Raw genomic sequence first — 15,552 nt, 5'->3', positions numbered from 1 at the left:
GTGATTTTGTGTGCGAGGCATATCATGAGGACCAAAGACCATGGATATGCCGATGAAGAAGAGACGCACAGCAGCTGCTCAGGCGGCGGCCCGTGGGCCGCTGCCTGAAGTGCCGGCCGAGTTGCTGGATCATCTGGTCAAGGGACCGATGACGCCCAGCGAGGTTCAAGACCTGTTCCTGTCGTTCCAGAAGGCCGTGATCGAGCGGACGATGGCCGCAGAGATGAATTTGCATCTGGGATATCGGCCAGGCGAGGACAAGCCCGAAGGCCAGGCCAACGAGCGCAACGGCGCCAGTGGCAAGACGGTGCTGACCGAGCATGGCCCGGTGCGCGTGGAACTGCCGCGCGACCGGGACGGCTCCTTCGCGCCGATCCTGATCCCCAAGCACGAGCGGCGCTTCACCGGGTTCGATGACCGGATCATTGCCATGTACGCCCGGGGCATGAGCGTGCGCGAGATCCAGGCGTTCCTGGCCGAGAGCTACGGCACCGAGGTCTCGCCTGACTTCATCAGCTCGGTCACCGACGAGGTCATGACCGAAACCATCGCCTGGCAGAACCGGCCACTGGAGGCGATGTACCCGGTGGTGTTCTTCGATGCGTTGCGGGTCAAGATCCGTGACGACGGCGGGGTCAGCAACAAGGCGGTGTATCTGGCGCTGGGCGTGCAGGCCGACGGCCAGCGCGACGTGCTGGGCCTATGGGTTGAGCAGACCGAAGGGGCCAAGTTCTGGCTCAAGGTCTTCAATGACCTGAAGACCCGTGGCTGCCAGGACATCCTGATCGCGGTCGTCGACGGCCTGAAGGGCCTGGCCGATGCTATTGGCGCAGCCTTCCCGCGCACGACGGTACAGACCTGCATCGTGCATCTGATCCGCAACAGCCTGGATTACGCGGGATGGAAAGACCGCAAGGCAGTGGCCGCTGCCCTGCGTCCGATCTACGCTGCCGCCAGCGAACAAGCGGCCGAGCAGGCGCTGCAAACGTTCGCCGATGGACCCTGGGGGATCAAGTACCCAACGATCGTCCAGGCCTGGCAGCGGGCCTGGGAGAACGTCACGCCGTTCTTCGTCTTTCCGCCAGACATCAGACGCGTGATTTACACCACAAACGCCATTGAAAGTTTGAACATGCAGTTGCGCAAGATCATCAAGGCGCGGGGGCACTTCCCCAACGATGAGGCCGCCATCAAGCTCCTATGGCTGGCGCTACGCAATGTGCTGGCCAAGTCCGTCAGGGCGACCTTCGACTGGAAAGCCGCCATGAACCAGTTTGCTATCCTGTTCGGTGAACGGTTTACTGCGGTGCGGGGATAACAACTTTTAAAACGCCTCGCCCACAAAAATACGGACAGGCCCGGATTTTTTTGTGCAGGCCTATAGCTCCCTGAAAGTTCAAGAGCCGAACAGCAATGGACATACAACGCGCGCAGCTGCCAGTGCTGAGCATGTCTATTGAAGTTCTCACTTTCCAACTGACTGCGCAACCTCCTATAACTGTATATATACACAGAAAACCTTGGGAAAAATGTTCAAACAATTCTCACGAATGGACACTTCGCTTCAAGTGAAATAGACTGCGATAAATGTGGCTCGGAATAGAAGAATGGACTCTAGCAATGCGGGAGGAGTGGCGGCCAAATACGGGTTTGTCTATCAGGATTATGTAGCCGCCTTACTTACAACAGAGATGTTAATGGACAAGCATATGCGCTTCGTGCGCTGTGAAGTAGTCGATGATATTGATGTTGGCTGGAATGACGTTATCGAGTTTGTGCAAGTCAAAGGCGCCGAAGACAGGAGTTGGACTATCTCTGCTATCAGCGCCAACACTGATGGGGCGAAAACCTCGCTCGTTCACAAACAGATGAAACAAGTTGGGAAGGTTACTGGCGAACATAGGTTTAGAATTATCTCCGCGGAAAATCCCACGAAAGCGTTGGACTACCTGAGAACTGATAGGTCAAGCCGTTCTTCAAAAGAAGGGCGGGATGCGCTGGTTAAAGCCCTTAATGCCAAGTTGAAAGACTACGTTGCCCCGAAAGGCAATTCGGTCGCCCAATGGGTTGATCTAGTGTGGTGGGAAGTAATCCCGTCGCTGCGAGAGGCCGAGTTGCTGGCCTTGAAGAATCTTCGTAATGCTGCGCTTGAGATAGTAGGCGTACCATTGACGTCGGATCGGATAGCGGAAGCAATTCTGGGAAGTATTTTGATCACGCTGACTAGAAAGAGTGCGCTTTCTCGTCGAATTTATTGTGAAGACGATAAAACATATCACCGAGAAAATCTCCTGGCCTGGTTTAGAGAAGAGATTTTATTCTACGAAAAGAAGTCATACGCACATTCAAAGATCTATGCTGTCAAGAAGACGCGACCCGTTTTGGAAGTGTTAAGCCATATAACGCTTCCGACCGGAAGAACGTGTCGCAGCGGAAAGCTCCTATATCAAAGTTACAGCCTTAAATCTTACCGGTACAAGTACATTGCTGAAAGTCTATGCACCTGGGTGGAGGAAGTACTTCTCCTCCCGCAGGAAATTGCCGATATAGCAAATCTCTCTACTAAGCAGAAGTTTCAACGACTTAAAGAGCGACTATCAACGTCGCTGAAGGGGTTGGAAGAGTTCGTCGGGAACCTTCTTCTACACGCAGCTATCCGTTCGAATCACCTGAGTCAGCCGATCCCGGCGGCGCTATATGTTGACCATCCAGTCGGTGTGCGAATCCTAAATAACGTTCATATTGTTCAGCGCGGCACTAAGGAAAACGAGCTTTGGATTGGCTTCAGCCATGTGTATGCCGGAACCGATCTTTCAACATGTCTCGAAGATCTCCGCGAAATGTTGTACCGAGATGTTGCGGGAAATATTGATCCCACGCGAGACAGGATTCTTGAAATCAAAGAAGATTCGTATCTTCTTAAACATGATATCGACGAGATTCTAGATACCACCAAGGCGTTTGACCAGTATTCAAAACGCTACCGGTTTCTCCTGTTCTTCGGCTACAACTCCACGCTCCTCACAGAGCCGGAAACCCGTGGCCATGAAGGCGCTCTCATAGATCAGACAAACCAATTGCTTTCCCATTTCGCCGCAGACCTAGATAAAACCAATTTTGATCAGATAAATATCGACGTTTACTTCTATCCGGTTCCTAATCTCAATACGCTACTGAGTTCGGTGCAGGACGAATTGGAGAAGTACTGTGCGTGAGATCTACGAACTTGCGCTCTTAATGCTTCGGAAAGTCGATTTTTCACCGTTTCAATACCTGAAATGGGCAGATTCGCTGCTCTCAAATCCTAAATCCAAAAGTCATGGCCGTGAGCTTGTAATCAGAGCGTTAGATCAAAAAGAGAAGTTTAATCTTGTCTTGCCACTGTTGCGCCATTTGGTCCGAAAAGCGGGTCTATATCCCTATCTGAGGAAAGAATTTACAGACCACTCACTGAGTGAGGAGCTATTGCTGCAGGCGTATCAAACGCCCTTTTCGCAGGAGTACATTTTTCACTCAATGCAGTTCAAAATATATGAGCTTTTGATTCACGGCCGAAACGTAATTCTTAGTGCGCCTACAAGCATGGGAAAGAGCGCGATTGTTGATTCGCTGCTTGCGTCTGACCGCTTTAAAAAAGTTGTGATCGTGTTGCCCACAGTGGCACTGGTCGATGAGACACGCCGTCGCCTCAGAGAACGCTTTGGACATGCCTTCCAAATCATTCACCACGGGTCGCAACCCCTGGTTTCCGATCATGCAATTTACGTCCTGACCCAGGAGCGGGTGAACGATCGCGACGACATGCAGGGCATAGATCTTTTTGTCCTGGATGAGTTTTACAAGCTTGCTTTTACTAAGCGAAAGGATGGTTCACTAAGTGCCGAGGACGAGAGAGTAAACGCTTTGAACTCAGCGTTAAGCAAGCTGCTAAAGGGATCAAGCCAGTTCTTTATGACCGGGCCGTTCATCAGTGGAATCACTGGACTGTCTAGCGTCAATATTAATTACACGTTCGTTCCGACTGACTATAATACAGTTGCGCTTAACGTTCAGCACTTCAATATCAGGGCGAACGATATTGACAAAAAGAACGAGAGGCTTCTCACTCTACTGCAATCGATTTCCGGACCAACCATTATTTACTGCAGATCAGCTTCTGCGGCGGGAAAGCTTTCGAAGCTGCTGATCAGCCGCGGCATTGGTTTAAGGCTGAGTGACCAATATTCAGACTGGCTAAAGAGCTGCTACCACTCCGCATGGGACTACGTTCAAGCGTATGTGAACGGCATCGGATTACACTTTGGGGGGCTACCGCGAGCGATACAGCAATACACAATCGATAGGTTCAATGACGGACAATTGCCATACTTGATATGCACTTCGACAATAATTGAAGGTGTCAACACGGTGGCGAAGAATGTCATTATCTACGACAACCGCCAAGGCAACTTCGGAGTGGACCGCTTTACGCATGGAAACATCAGAGGGCGAGCGGGGCGCATGGGCGTTCACTATGTTGGTAACGTCTACTGTATGGAGGAAATTCCAAAGGGTGATGAACCGTTCGAAGTGGAAATTCCTCTCGGGACCCAAGATGAAAATACCCCGATTAGCCTGTTGGCCGCGTTGCAACCCGAACATTTGACAGATTATTCTCAGGCCCGATTCGATGAAGAGACATCTTCTTCACCAGTGGATGAAGACTTGATTAGAAAAAATGCGTCATTCTCATTTTCTATGATAAAAGACGCATTTGACTTCGTTTCGCAGCTATCGGTGAACGAATTCAATTCTCTTCTTTTTAATTCTATTCCAAACTCAGGATTCTCTGTAGTCTTCACGAATTTTCTGTATGAAGTTTCGTCGACTACGCTGCGGCATCTGGGCCTTTTGAGCAGTAAAGATGTCGTGCATGCCAAGATCGTGGCATATCTCTTCGCAAACAGTTTTGAAGAATATTTCAGGAAACAGATTGACCGAGCGGTAGTTTCATGTGAAGGCGACGAGCAGTTGTCAGTTAAAATTAACGACGAGCTGAAAATAGTAAATCGACTTTTTAGTTACACTGTCCCCAAGGCGCTTAGCTTACTAGAGGATCTTACTACTGAGGTCGCTGAGCGCAGGAGTGATGGAAGTGCCGTGTCTTATGCCCACGTCCGTAGCCTATTTGAGAACTACCATCTTGGTGCGGCATGGGCTGGTCTGGAGGAAATGGGGATTCCTATCCAAACTCTCCAAAAGCTGCATGACAACTTCCCTCTTCCTGCCGATGCCAATTTAGACAGCGCAATCGAATATCTTTCTGTGCGAGCAAACACTCTGCTTAGCCTTACTGAGATGGATCGGCATTTTATCACTAGAGCGATAGGGCCTCCGATCGTCTAAATGTATTAGCTACATGAGAACATCTACTTAATACCAACTGCTCTGAACACCTTGGCCGCTGAAAAAAATAGGTTTAGACTGCGATTTTATAATGAGCGGTTTATTTGTTTGTAGCCTTACGCTTCTAAAACAGAACTATCGGGCCACATTTCGTATATGAATATGCGATCCGATATGGCTCGTGTTTGAATTCCGTCGCAGTCGGTTCTTTGTCAGTGTTCCAGCGCGCACTCCGCCAAAGCGATGACAGTTAACAAGGGGGGGAGGGTTGAAGTTGCGACATCCGTTCGATTATGTAATCAAACTCTTCTCCAATCGCGTGTGTTAATGCTAGGCTTCTGACGGTGTTTGGTTGAATCCCTTCTTTTATTCGATAAAGACATTTTTCGTAAGCCGTGGTTACACACGATGAGCAACTGCGTATACGTTCTTCCTTGCAAAGACCTTGTAGCCGTTTTATACAGCCAACTAGCTCTTCGGAAAAAACATCGATCAGCCATTTTCCGCGCGCTATAGATTTTACAGCGTCGATGGTTCGACCCAGATTCAAGCTATTCGCAAATTGGTCAAGTTCATGCTTCTTGCTATTAATCATTTCTTTTGCTATCGGATCCTTGAGTCTTCCCGGTGTATAGGAATATGCGAATGCAGCCGGATAATTTTTTTGAATAGCATTGCGAAGTGCTTCCAGGGAGTGGTAGTAAAGATCGAGAAGCTTAAGGTCGATTTCCGACATAATTTGAGCTACGATCTCGTCGGTGATCATTGGTCGAGATGCTTTGGTACATAGGCGGAGCAGGTTCTCAATGACCGACTTTGAGATGAAGTGACTTTCGATCGAATAGTATTTCAATACTAATAATGAAGAGGATGCTGGAATCTCTCCTCTGAAATCGCGCACATCTTTATCGACGATGCCCAATACATGCGCGTGAACTCCCAGGGCAGTCTCTGGAAGAGCTTCTAACGCATTAATCGCATTGATTACTTGATCACAGCCCTGGCCGAACCCTTCAATGTGCTCCACTGCATACACTTCAAGGTTAAACGGCAAGTGTGTCGCTAAATCTATGTAGATGTTAATGTCGTCTATGCCTTCGACTATTACGGAAGGCACGCCGGTCATAATTGACTCGTTAAGTATTTCATCTACTTCATAGAACATGCCCGTCATTTGGCCCTCCACACGGCCAACTGCGACAAGAACTGGGGATTGCGCTTGGCTAAAGCGGGTGAATGTGAAGCCGCGATGATTTGTGTGTTCGGCAAAAGTTCGGAAAAAATAGACATTAGTTCCCGCTGCCATTTTATATTAAGAGATATTTCCGGCTCGTCGATGATAAGGAAATGTCGGTTTTGGCCTTCAAATAGCACTAGGACAAGAAAAGTCAGGATGTGTCGCTCTCCGCTTGAGAGGTCGTCTAATGAATGTTTGTTCCCGTCAATCTCAATATAGACTTCTGTGCCGTTAACGACGAGTTTCTTGTCCTCGATTAGATATTTGTTAAACCTCTCCACGAGAATATTTATGGAGCTGAGTACCAGCTTTTCCACTTCCAATTCGTCGATCATGTTCCTAAATAGCTGGCTGAGCAAGGAGTGCTCAAGGACTTTGTTTAGTTCTTCTTGGCGTTCGATCGAATTAAGAATGCTAATAATGCTATTTTTGAAATTGTTGTCTTCGCCGTCATCGAGAGCCTCTTTAATTCTCTCTCGACTTTCTAGGAGTCGAGAAGAAAAGTCTTCCTTAGATTCACTACCGCGTTGGCTAGGTTTGTTCTCAATGTCAACTGCGATCGCCAAAGTGTCGAATAGTGCGCTTTGAATCTTCTTTGTTGCCGTAAATCTTGCTACTCGGTAGCGTCGCAGCAATAGTTCTTCAATATTTTCTATCTTTATACTTTGTAAATATAGATGGGCCTTATCGACATCTATTTCTGGACGTCTATTTCGATGCCTGGTTGCTTGTCTGCGTCGCAAAAATAGCGAAAGTTCCGTTGCCATTTCAAACAAGCGTCGTCTGTGTGAGTGAGCCGATAGCTGTTTCTCCTCAGTGAACAAAGAGGCGTACTTGAAATGAGCAAAAAAATCGGCCAGCACTTCTGGTTCTATCTTCATTACTTGGGTGCTGACACCACGCTCGACTCCTAGCGAGAGAGACGTTGAAGATGCCAGCGGACTCGATTCGAAGCCGTTCCACCCATAGCCGTTATCTTGCTTCTCCACTGTAACAGTGTGCCGGTTGTCATTTTCACTGACCACGCAAATAATCGAATCAATTTCCAAACTTGCTAGTCCGGCTTCATCTTGTGCTAAGAACGAATTTATTGCTTTAAGAAAAGTCGTTTTTCCGCAGCCATTATCTCCGTATATAACAGTAACGCTCTCCGGGGAGAATAGTACTCTGGCATTGCGGCCTGCGGATTTGAAGCCCGCTATCTCAAAACTCTCTATACGCATTCGTAACTCCCTGCTTTATGGCTCGTCATTAGTATATTTATTTTATTAATTTATCTATTATGGCTGAAGGTGCTTTTTTTTGGTGGCGATCCTGATGATGTGAGGGCCGGGTTCGCCGCTACCAGTTCTGTGCTAGTGGTTATTAAAATAGTCAAAACGTTAATTTTGCGGTGAGTGACCGCAAATAGAAGGCTGGCTCCAATATACGATCGTGAGCTGGAAATTGCAGGCTGATACTTAGATTTCGAAGGCCTATCTCGGGAGCCTTAAAATTTTTGGATTGGGGAGAATTGCATAATATTCTCAGAACGCTGCGGTCCCCGTGCGGGGAAAATTAAGCCCACAGCACTCGGATCTCTATCTGTTGATCTAAAATCGAGCCTTCCATCAAGCTTCATGAGTACCAGGGCATTGCCGCATGTTTCCCAAACCTGCTGACCGTTGTTTTTTTGGTCTCTTGTTTCAGCACTTGAACTCGGTGAGTTCCACCTTCACTCTCCACCTCCAATGCACGCAAAGTCCAGTTGGTACGTCACTTTGGTTGGGCTCATCCATCTTGTTTGCTCGTGTCCTGACCATGGCCTTCCGTTTTCTGCTTAAGTATGAACGTTCATTTGATCGAAGCGCCGCGTCTTCATGCGGAGTAAGGCGTCCTTTCACTTCCCGAAGCGTTCCATCTTAACGTTGAGAAGGTCGTTTGCGAAGCTACGGACGAGCAAGGCCTCTAATTCGTTGATTAGTGCATCGTCCACCTTGTAGGCAGAAAAGTAGGTGGCGAGGTGGCTCAAATGGCGTCTCGTAAGCTTAACCTGTCGAGCATATTCATCTGATGTCTTGAAATCCCCGCGTTCCGGATGCTGGACACGGTATACGCGTTGGGTCGTGTCACGATCCCGGTTAAAGGCTAGGTTCATTTCCTTCCACAGGCTCTGGCGTTGCGCCTTGCCCACATATAACGCCCGCCCCCTGGAATCGTAGAACACGTAGATTCCATGACTATTTTCGAGAACGCTTTTGAGACCAAGCAACGCCTTAGTGCTGTCCGGAGCACGCGTTGGAAACAGCTCGGCAACTCCGTTAGATGATCTTCGATGGGCGGATAGTTGAAAATACTCGACGACCGGCATAATTGCGCATTCATGCGCCGACTTCACCGCGCGCTGTCTTGACTTCAGAAGTCCATCCGCAAGTTTCCTGCCTGTCAGCCCATACTTTAGCCAGTTGTTTACCGTCCCAACCGAAATTCCCAATTCTTGACTGAATCGCCCATTCGTACCGACATCAAGTTTTCCTCGAAGACTGGCAATTGCCTCTCCCGCTATCTTGATCCGCTCGCTCTGCTCGCTGAAACGCATCGATTTTACGATCGCACGCGCCAATTTTTCCTCGGTGAGCCCATTTGACTCCCAGTCGCGGAAGTTTGCCTGACTGAGTCCCAATAGCTTTCCGAGTTCCTGGGTGTTTTGAGCGGCCAGTTTTCGCTTGAGCGCGTTTATAAGGCGCTGTGCATCCATAGAATTTCCTCGTCATTTGCGGATTGGGGTCGTCGAAAGCACTTCTATTCGGTTCTTATGGAATCGTCCGTGCGTCAACATTCTTGTTATCGGCAAGTTCCCAGCGAAATTTAGAGCGCTGGTGATAGTTATCCAAATACCAAGAGCGGGCGAGCGACCGGTAGGCAAGTGTTTTGCCAGCGTGGCTGGCGCGGAACGTAATCCCCTCGTTCGCGTTTCGCATTCAGCCGCACGCTTTCATTCATCGTTGTTGTAAGTGAACCGGCAATTCCATGGCCGCTTTCACTCCTTGCAGAGCTCACAAAACTCGATCCCGCGGCCATCTAGAGGATCAAGATTGCAGGCGTCTTTGATAAGCGCAAGTTTCGGGCACCCTTATTCTTGGGCGGACTTATCGGCAGTGGCTCCGGCGCTTGCACGGATGGCTATGCTAGTGAGTTGCAGTCGTTTCTTTTGCAAATAAAGGATCCAACGGCTCTCCATCCATCATGTGTGCCACTTCATCAGCAATCTGATCGCATAGACTCTCCACACCCCCCATCAAATTCGACACCACCCAAGCATCCAACGGCCTTGCCCCAGTAGCCTCAGGCTCATTCGCACTATTCCCCACAATCCTTGCAATAGCCCAAATCCCCAAGCAAGCCCGCTCAATCTTCCGCAAATCATCAACCCGCACAACACCAAACTCCGGATCATCCGGGGTGGCCCAACGGTCATAAGTAAAAGGGTGGTCGCTCATATCGGCGCTCCGGTGTTATTGACGCGATGAAAGAAAGGAGGCCGCCATTGCAGCGGCCACGTGTTCTGTCTTTCCGGCTGTCAACCCGGGCGATCCTTTGGACCACGGGGCGACTATGCCCCGATAGGCGACGGACGCGATGCGGTTCCGTGCCAAATTGATCACGCTTTCTCTAAGGCAAGCGCAATCGCAGACTACTGATCAGGGAAGGACCAGCGGCGGCCCGCCACCAGCTAAATTTATCTCTGGCTCATGCAAAAGCAGCCAAGCAAATACCTACTCAGCGACGGCTGCCCCAGCCACCGGCACAAAAAACCGATCCTTCAACTCCTGCAACCCAATCCTTTCCAACATCTCAGTCAACCTCTCCGCAGGCTTCCGGGTCGGCAGATTCTTATACTGCGCCACGATCAGCTCATTCTTCATCGAATGCTCCCATCCGACCAGCTCCGTCACGCTAACCTGATACCCATGCGCTTCCAGCTGCAAGCACCGCAGCACATTCGTAATCTGGCTTCCAAATTCCCGCGTATGCAGCGGATGCCGCCAAATCTCTGCCAGCGGATCAGCCAGCGCCTTGCCTTTATTCTTCCTTAGCACCGACGCCACCTCCGCCTGGCAGCAAGGCACAACCACGATGTACTTCGCCTTCTTCTCCAACGCAAAGTGAATCGCGTCATCGGTCGCGGTATTACAAGCGTGCAACGCAGTCACCACATCAATCGTCGCCGGCAACTTATCCGACGTGATCGACTCCGCCACAGAGAGATTCAAGAACGACATCCCGCCAAACCCGAGCCGCTTCGCCAGTTCTTCTGACGACTTCACCAATTCCTCACGAGTCTCAATCCCATAAATATGGGACCCATTCCCGACGGCATCCTTCTGTTCCTTGAAAAACAAGTCATACAGAATGAACCCCAGATACGACTTGCCAGCCCCGTGATCCGCGAGCGTGACGGCGCCGCGTTCTTGTTGGACGTCCTTTAGCAACGGCTCGATGAACTGAAACAGGTGATAGACCTGCTTCAATTTACGGCGGCTGTCCTGGTTCATCTTGCCGTCGCGGGTCAGGATGTGCAGGGCTTTTAGCAGTTCGACGGACTGGCCGGGGCGGATGTCGTGGGTTTTTTCTGACATGGGGGAAGGCAAAGCGCCCCGCTAGTGGCGGGGCGCGTAGTGGCGCGGAAAGCGTCAGTTTAACGAAAACGCTGGCGCGCCCACAGGGCGGCGGTAAAGCGGGTCTTAGCCTACGGTGGCCAAAACCGGTTCGCCCAGGTTCAGCATCAAACGATTTGCCCAGGCGAAGATCGCGTCCGAGTGCAGCAGGTCCAGCACTTCGCCTTCGCTCAAGCCTGCATCCTTCAATGCCTGGATGCTGTTGGCGTTGACGTCGGCCTGGGCTTCGGTGATCTGGATCGAGAACTGGGCAATCGCCAGTTCTCGCGCCGTGGTGCCGGCGGTGTAGGGGTCTTCGAACACTTGCGCAATCACTTCATTACGCTTGGCCAGTTGTTCGAAGCGCTGCGCGTGGACGGATGCGCAGTACACGCAGCCGTTCACACGCGAGACGACCGTGGAGCCCAGCTCGCGTTCGGCGCGCGACAGGCCGCCTGGGGCGTACATGATGGCGTTGAAGGCGGTGGAGCGCTGGCGCAGAATTTCCGGTTGGTGGACCAGGAACAGGTAGTAGTCCGAGACCTTGGCCTTGGGGTGGCTTTCTTCCAGGACGGCGACTTGTTCCGGGGTGGCGGTGTCGACGTTGACGACGTCGAGCCATGCCTTCCACTCCAGCACTTCGTTGGTGAAGCCGTGGGCCTTGATGACGGCGCCGGGTTCGGTGGCGGCGGTGTTGGGCTCGAAGGGCGCGGGCGGGACGGCGGCGGCCCGGGGGGCTTGGCCTTCCAGGTCTTTCATCGCGATCAAGCCTGCGACCAGACGGGTCTGGTACGACAGGAAGGCGATCAGTTGCGACAGGGTGACCACCGCAGGCGTGGTGACGCCGGCTGCGGGCAGGGTCTTCAGTGCGGCTTCGTCGCCTTCGACGGGGTTTTCGATCAGCTTGCGCGTGAATTCCAGCACGGCAGCCAGGCGCGGGGTGGAGGCGTCTGACGGCTTGCCGGATTCTGCGACGGCGATGTCGGCGGGGGCTGCGTCCGTTTCCGCCAGGCGGGCGCGGTAGTGCGAGGCCAGCAGCGGCGACAGGCTGATGCGGGTGGCGTACAGCGCGACCAGCAGGCGTTCGGCCAGCGACAGGCCGGGCAGTGCCGGGTCGAACAGGGCGTCGTAGCTGCCTTGCGTGGCGGCGGCGACTTTTTCGCGTTGGTGGCGGACCTCAAAAGTTTTGCTGCCGGGCGTCAGGCCGACGAGCTTGTCGACCAGATCATTGACGGCGTCATAGACGATGGGTTGTTGTGCCATGGGGATGTTCTCCTTGGTGTCTGATCAGCCGGCGTTGCCGGAAGTGCTTGCGGAATGGGCGGCAGCCGAAGCCGCCCGCGCTTTCACCGCCGCGTCCAAAAACTTCTTCACGCCTTCCCACGATTCCTGGTCGGCGCGTGCGTTGTCTTTTGGATTCCCGCCGCTGGTGCTGATCTTGCCCGACACGGGGTGAGCGTAGACGAGCTGGGTGGTGGGCACGTACGGGAACAGGATCGAGTGGCCGCCGTTTTCGTAGTCGAGCCATTCGACGGGGTAGGGGTGTTTCACCTCGACCAGTTTGTCCTGCACCATCTTCGAATACAGGCTGGACGGCCATGATCCATCGTCGGTGCCGGACAGCAACATGACCGGGCCTTCGATGTCTTCCACGCGAATGCGGGCGCGGGCGACGGCGTCGGGGTCTTGCAGTGCGGTCAGGATGGCTTTCTCGTGACGATGCGGCGATGGGCCTTCGTCAAACGGGGCCCAGGTGGCGGTGCGGTTGTTCTCCCAGACGTGGGGGATGGGCTTGCCGCCCAGCAACCAGGTGGGGCCTTCGCGGCCGATCTTGGGGTCGCAGGCGTTCTGGCCGCTGTGGACGACGGCGCCGGGTACGTAGGCGACGACGGCGGACACTTCCTTGGGGAAGGTTGCGCCCAGCAGCAGCACCAGTTCACCGCCGCGCGACTGGCCGCTGATGGCGACAAAGTCGTGCTTGGGTTGAACCTTTTTGCGCAGCCAGCGCAGGCCGGTCTGGAAGTATTCCAGCGGGGTGTTCGAGATGTAGTCGGACAGGCCGGGTGCCTTGAAGTACGCCAGCGCAAAGGCGGCGTAGCCGCGCGATGCGTACAGCGCCGCGCGCGGTTCGTTGATGCCGCCGCCCGAGCCGTTCAGGATCATGACGGCGGGGTGCGAACCGGGCTTGCTGCCGGCCGGCAGGTACAGCGTGCCGACCAGACCTTCTTCGCGGACCTCGTGGCGGGTGACGCCGTCCAGCGCCAAGCGTTGCGTGAACGTGGCTTGTGCCTGCATGCCGGCTTCAACCCCAGCCACACGCGCAACCACGTCGGTAACCAAGGCATCGGTCACCGGGTGGTTGAAGTGTTCGCGGCTGGGCGAATCCACGGGGGCTTGCGACCAGATCAAGCCCATCGGCGACAAACCGGTGTAGTCGCCCGAGACAGGCGCGTCGCGGGTCAGGTCGACGGCGCCGTCTTCGCCCGCCGTGTAGGCGGCCTGGGCTTGCCACAGCACGCCGTTGCGGCGGGTGCGCGCGGTGATATGCACCGTTTGGCCGGGGGCAACGTGTTCCACCCGGATCTGGCGCGGCACGTCGATCAAGGCGTCCGCGGGGGTGATGGTCAGGGTCGGCGCCATGGCTTATTTACCGGCCGCGGCGGCGGGTTCTTTGGTGACCATCATGGCGGCCGTGCGGTCGCTGGTCATCGGCGTAACCTTCAAGCCCTTCTTGGTGGCCCAGATGTTCTTGTAGTGGAACAGCGGGAAGATGCCGACGTCGTCCGACACCAGCTTGACCGAGTCGTGCAGGATGGCTTCACGCTTGGCCACATCGAATTCCGACGTGGACTGTTCCAGCGCGGCGTCCACCTTGGGGTTGGAGTAGTGGCCCCAGTTGGAGGCGCCCAGGCCCTTCTTGGGGTCGACCGACGCCAGGATGTTGACCAGCGCGTAGCTGCCTTCACCCGTGCCGTTACCCCACGCCAGCATGCTGACGGCGAATTCGTTCTTGTTGGCGCGGCCCGAGTACACGGCCCATGGCACCACTTCCACTTGGGTCTTGACGCCGACGCGGGTCCAGAACTGCGCCACGGCTTGGGCGGTTTCCGGGCCTTGCGGGTAGCGGTCGTTGGGCACGTGCATGGTCAGCTTGAAGCCGTCGGGAAAGCCCGCTTCGGCCAGCAGCTTCTTGGCTTGTGCGACATCGTTGGGGATGTCTTTCACGTCGGGGTTGTAGCCGAAGGTGCCCTTGGGCATCCACTGGTTGGCTTCGGTGGCGGCGCCTTGCAGGATGCGGTCGGCGATGGCCTTGCGGTTGATGGCCAGGTTCAGCGCTTGACGCACGCGCAGGTCCAGCAGCGGGTTCTTGTCCAGCGGCTTGCCGTTGTTGTCGGTGATGTACTGGTTGGGCGCGGGGTTGAAGCTGGGTTGCAGCAGCATGACGCGCAGGCCGTCGTACGGGTACACCGAGATGTTGGCGGCCTTTTGCAGCTTGGCCAGGTCCGACACCGACACCTTGTCGATCACGTCCACGTCACCGGCCAAGAGCGCGGCGGTGCGCGAGGCGGCGTTGTTGATGTAGCGGTAGTTGACCTTGTCCCAGGTGGCCTTGTCGCCCCAGTAGCCGTCGTTGCGTTCCATGATGACGCGGTCGCCGGGGGTGTAGGACACGAACTTGTACGGGCCGGTGCCAACCATGGCCTTGCCCGAGTTGTAGTCTTCGGTGGTGGACTTTTCACCGACGTGCTTGCTGACGACGTGCACGGATGCCAGGTTCAGCGGCAGGTCGGGGTTGGGCGCTTTGGTCTTGACGATAAGGGTCAGCGGGTCCTTGGCGGTCATCGTGTCGATGGTGCGCAGGTAGCCGGCGTACGTTGCCACGCTGCCCGGAACGGCGCGCGCGCGGGTGTAGGAATAGATCAGGTCGTCGGCGGTGAAGGGCGTGCCGTCTTGCCACTTGACGCCTTCACGCAGCTTGAATTCCCAGGTGGTGGGGTCCAGCGGTTTCCAGCTAACGGCCAGGCCGGGTTGAAGCTTGTTCCACTTGTTCTCGATCAGCAAGTCCCAGAAGTGCAGGGCCACCGAGCGGTCGCCGGCGTGGTTGTTCAACTGCGGGTCCAGGGACGACAGCGGGTCGGCGAAGCCGATCGTCAGGTTGTCGGCGGACGCGACGGCAGAGGCGCCGAGGATGGCGGCGGTCAGGGTCGAAAGAATCAAGCGTTTCATGTTCGGGGTCCTTGGTAGGGGGGGAACGAATTAAGTGTTCCGAAGGCTGCGTTGTCATTCAGGCCA

At 53.9% G+C, this 15,552-nt stretch carries 11 protein-coding genes; 3 read left to right on the top strand and 8 right to left on the bottom strand.

From position 1 onward, the window contains the following. The first annotated feature begins 46 nt into the window (after positions 1-46). From CVS48_RS21085 to CVS48_RS21075, 3 genes are all read left to right on the top strand, one after another. Positions 47-1,318 (top strand): IS256 family transposase, encoded by a 1,272-nt coding sequence (locus tag CVS48_RS21085; RefSeq protein WP_100853290.1) that lies wholly within the window; start codon positions 47-49, stop codon positions 1,316-1,318. A gap of 289 nt (positions 1,319-1,607) precedes the next feature. Further along, entirely contained in the window at positions 1,608-3,215 is a 1,608-nt protein-coding gene (locus CVS48_RS21080) for a dsDNA nuclease domain-containing protein (protein ID WP_100856144.1), read from the top strand. Continuing rightward, positions 3,208-5,385, top strand: a complete 2,178-nt coding sequence (locus CVS48_RS21075; protein WP_100856143.1) for a DEAD/DEAH box helicase — start codon at positions 3,208-3,210, stop codon at positions 5,383-5,385. Before CVS48_RS21080 ends, CVS48_RS21075 begins: the two co-directional genes overlap by 8 nt. A gap of 250 nt (positions 5,386-5,635) precedes the next feature. On the opposite strand, the gene CVS48_RS21070 is transcribed toward CVS48_RS21075, so the two are convergent. The 8 genes from CVS48_RS21070 to CVS48_RS21035 all read right to left on the bottom strand — a co-directional run bounded on the left by CVS48_RS21070 (position 5,636) and on the right by CVS48_RS21035 (position 15,486). Continuing rightward, on the bottom strand, positions 5,636-6,559 hold the full coding sequence (locus tag CVS48_RS21070) for a DUF4435 domain-containing protein (RefSeq protein ID WP_157814472.1): 924 nt from the start codon (positions 6,557-6,559) through the stop codon (positions 5,636-5,638). Beyond that, positions 6,556-7,845 carry an AAA family ATPase gene (locus CVS48_RS21065; RefSeq protein ID WP_100856141.1) on the bottom strand — a complete coding sequence of 430 codons (1,290 nt, stop codon included), beginning with the start codon at positions 7,843-7,845 and terminating at the stop codon, positions 6,556-6,558. Before CVS48_RS21065 ends, CVS48_RS21070 begins: the two co-directional genes overlap by 4 nt. 656 nt (positions 7,846-8,501) lie before the next feature. Beyond that, the gene (locus tag CVS48_RS21060; protein WP_100856140.1) at positions 8,502-9,359 is read right to left on the bottom strand and encodes a GIY-YIG nuclease family protein; all 858 of its coding nucleotides are present in this window, start codon (positions 9,357-9,359) and stop codon (positions 8,502-8,504) included. A gap of 430 nt (positions 9,360-9,789) precedes the next feature. Continuing rightward, positions 9,790-10,101, bottom strand: coding sequence for a hypothetical protein (locus CVS48_RS21055; protein WP_100856139.1), 312 nt, complete (start codon positions 10,099-10,101; stop codon positions 9,790-9,792). Between the two features lie 276 nt (positions 10,102-10,377). Continuing rightward, positions 10,378-11,241, bottom strand: coding sequence for a class I SAM-dependent methyltransferase (locus CVS48_RS21050; RefSeq protein ID WP_100856138.1), 864 nt, complete (start codon positions 11,239-11,241; stop codon positions 10,378-10,380). Between the two features lie 105 nt (positions 11,242-11,346). Then, positions 11,347-12,522 carry a CMD domain protein gene (locus CVS48_RS21045; protein ID WP_100856137.1) on the bottom strand — a complete coding sequence of 392 codons (1,176 nt, stop codon included), beginning with the start codon at positions 12,520-12,522 and terminating at the stop codon, positions 11,347-11,349. A gap of 24 nt (positions 12,523-12,546) precedes the next feature. Beyond that, positions 12,547-13,899: an acyl-CoA thioesterase/bile acid-CoA:amino acid N-acyltransferase family protein gene (locus CVS48_RS21040; protein ID WP_100856136.1), complete on the bottom strand. Its 1,353-nt coding sequence runs from the start codon at positions 13,897-13,899 to the stop codon at positions 12,547-12,549. 3 nt (positions 13,900-13,902) lie between these two features. Continuing rightward, complete coding sequence (locus CVS48_RS21035) at positions 13,903-15,486, bottom strand: ABC transporter substrate-binding protein (RefSeq protein WP_100856135.1); 1,584 nt, start codon at positions 15,484-15,486, stop codon at positions 13,903-13,905. Positions 15,487-15,552: the final 66 nt, after the last annotated feature.

The sequence above is a fragment of the Achromobacter spanius genome, assembly GCF_002812705.1.
GTDB lineage: Bacteria > Pseudomonadota > Gammaproteobacteria > Burkholderiales > Burkholderiaceae_B > Achromobacter > Achromobacter spanius.
The sequence above is the reverse complement of the archived record's forward strand: the minus strand, read 5'-3'. Positions and strand labels throughout refer to the sequence as shown.

What these genes read in the sequence shown, in the direction of transcription:
- CVS48_RS21045 (WP_100856137.1), bottom strand. Translation starts at nt 12,522, where the DNA reads ATGGCACAACAACCCATCGTCTATGACGCCGTCAATGATCTGGTCGAC.
- CVS48_RS21080 (WP_100856144.1), top strand. Translation starts at nt 1,608, where the DNA reads ATGGACTCTAGCAATGCGGGAGGAGTGGCGGCCAAATACGGGTTTGTC.
- CVS48_RS21060 (WP_100856140.1), bottom strand. Translation starts at nt 9,359, where the DNA reads ATGGATGCACAGCGCCTTATAAACGCGCTCAAGCGAAAACTGGCCGCT.
- CVS48_RS21040 (WP_100856136.1), bottom strand. Translation starts at nt 13,899, where the DNA reads ATGGCGCCGACCCTGACCATCACCCCCGCGGACGCCTTGATCGACGTG.
- CVS48_RS21065 (WP_100856141.1), bottom strand. Translation starts at nt 7,845, where the DNA reads ATGCGTATAGAGAGTTTTGAGATAGCGGGCTTCAAATCCGCAGGCCGC.
- CVS48_RS21055 (WP_100856139.1), bottom strand. Translation starts at nt 10,101, where the DNA reads ATGAGCGACCACCCTTTTACTTATGACCGTTGGGCCACCCCGGATGAT.
- CVS48_RS21050 (WP_100856138.1), bottom strand. Translation starts at nt 11,241, where the DNA reads ATGTCAGAAAAAACCCACGACATCCGCCCCGGCCAGTCCGTCGAACTG.
- CVS48_RS21085 (WP_100853290.1), top strand. Translation starts at nt 47, where the DNA reads ATGCCGATGAAGAAGAGACGCACAGCAGCTGCTCAGGCGGCGGCCCGT.
- CVS48_RS21070 (WP_157814472.1), bottom strand. Translation starts at nt 6,559, where the DNA reads ATGACGGGCATGTTCTATGAAGTAGATGAAATACTTAACGAGTCAATT.
- CVS48_RS21035 (WP_100856135.1), bottom strand. Translation starts at nt 15,486, where the DNA reads ATGAAACGCTTGATTCTTTCGACCCTGACCGCCGCCATCCTCGGCGCC.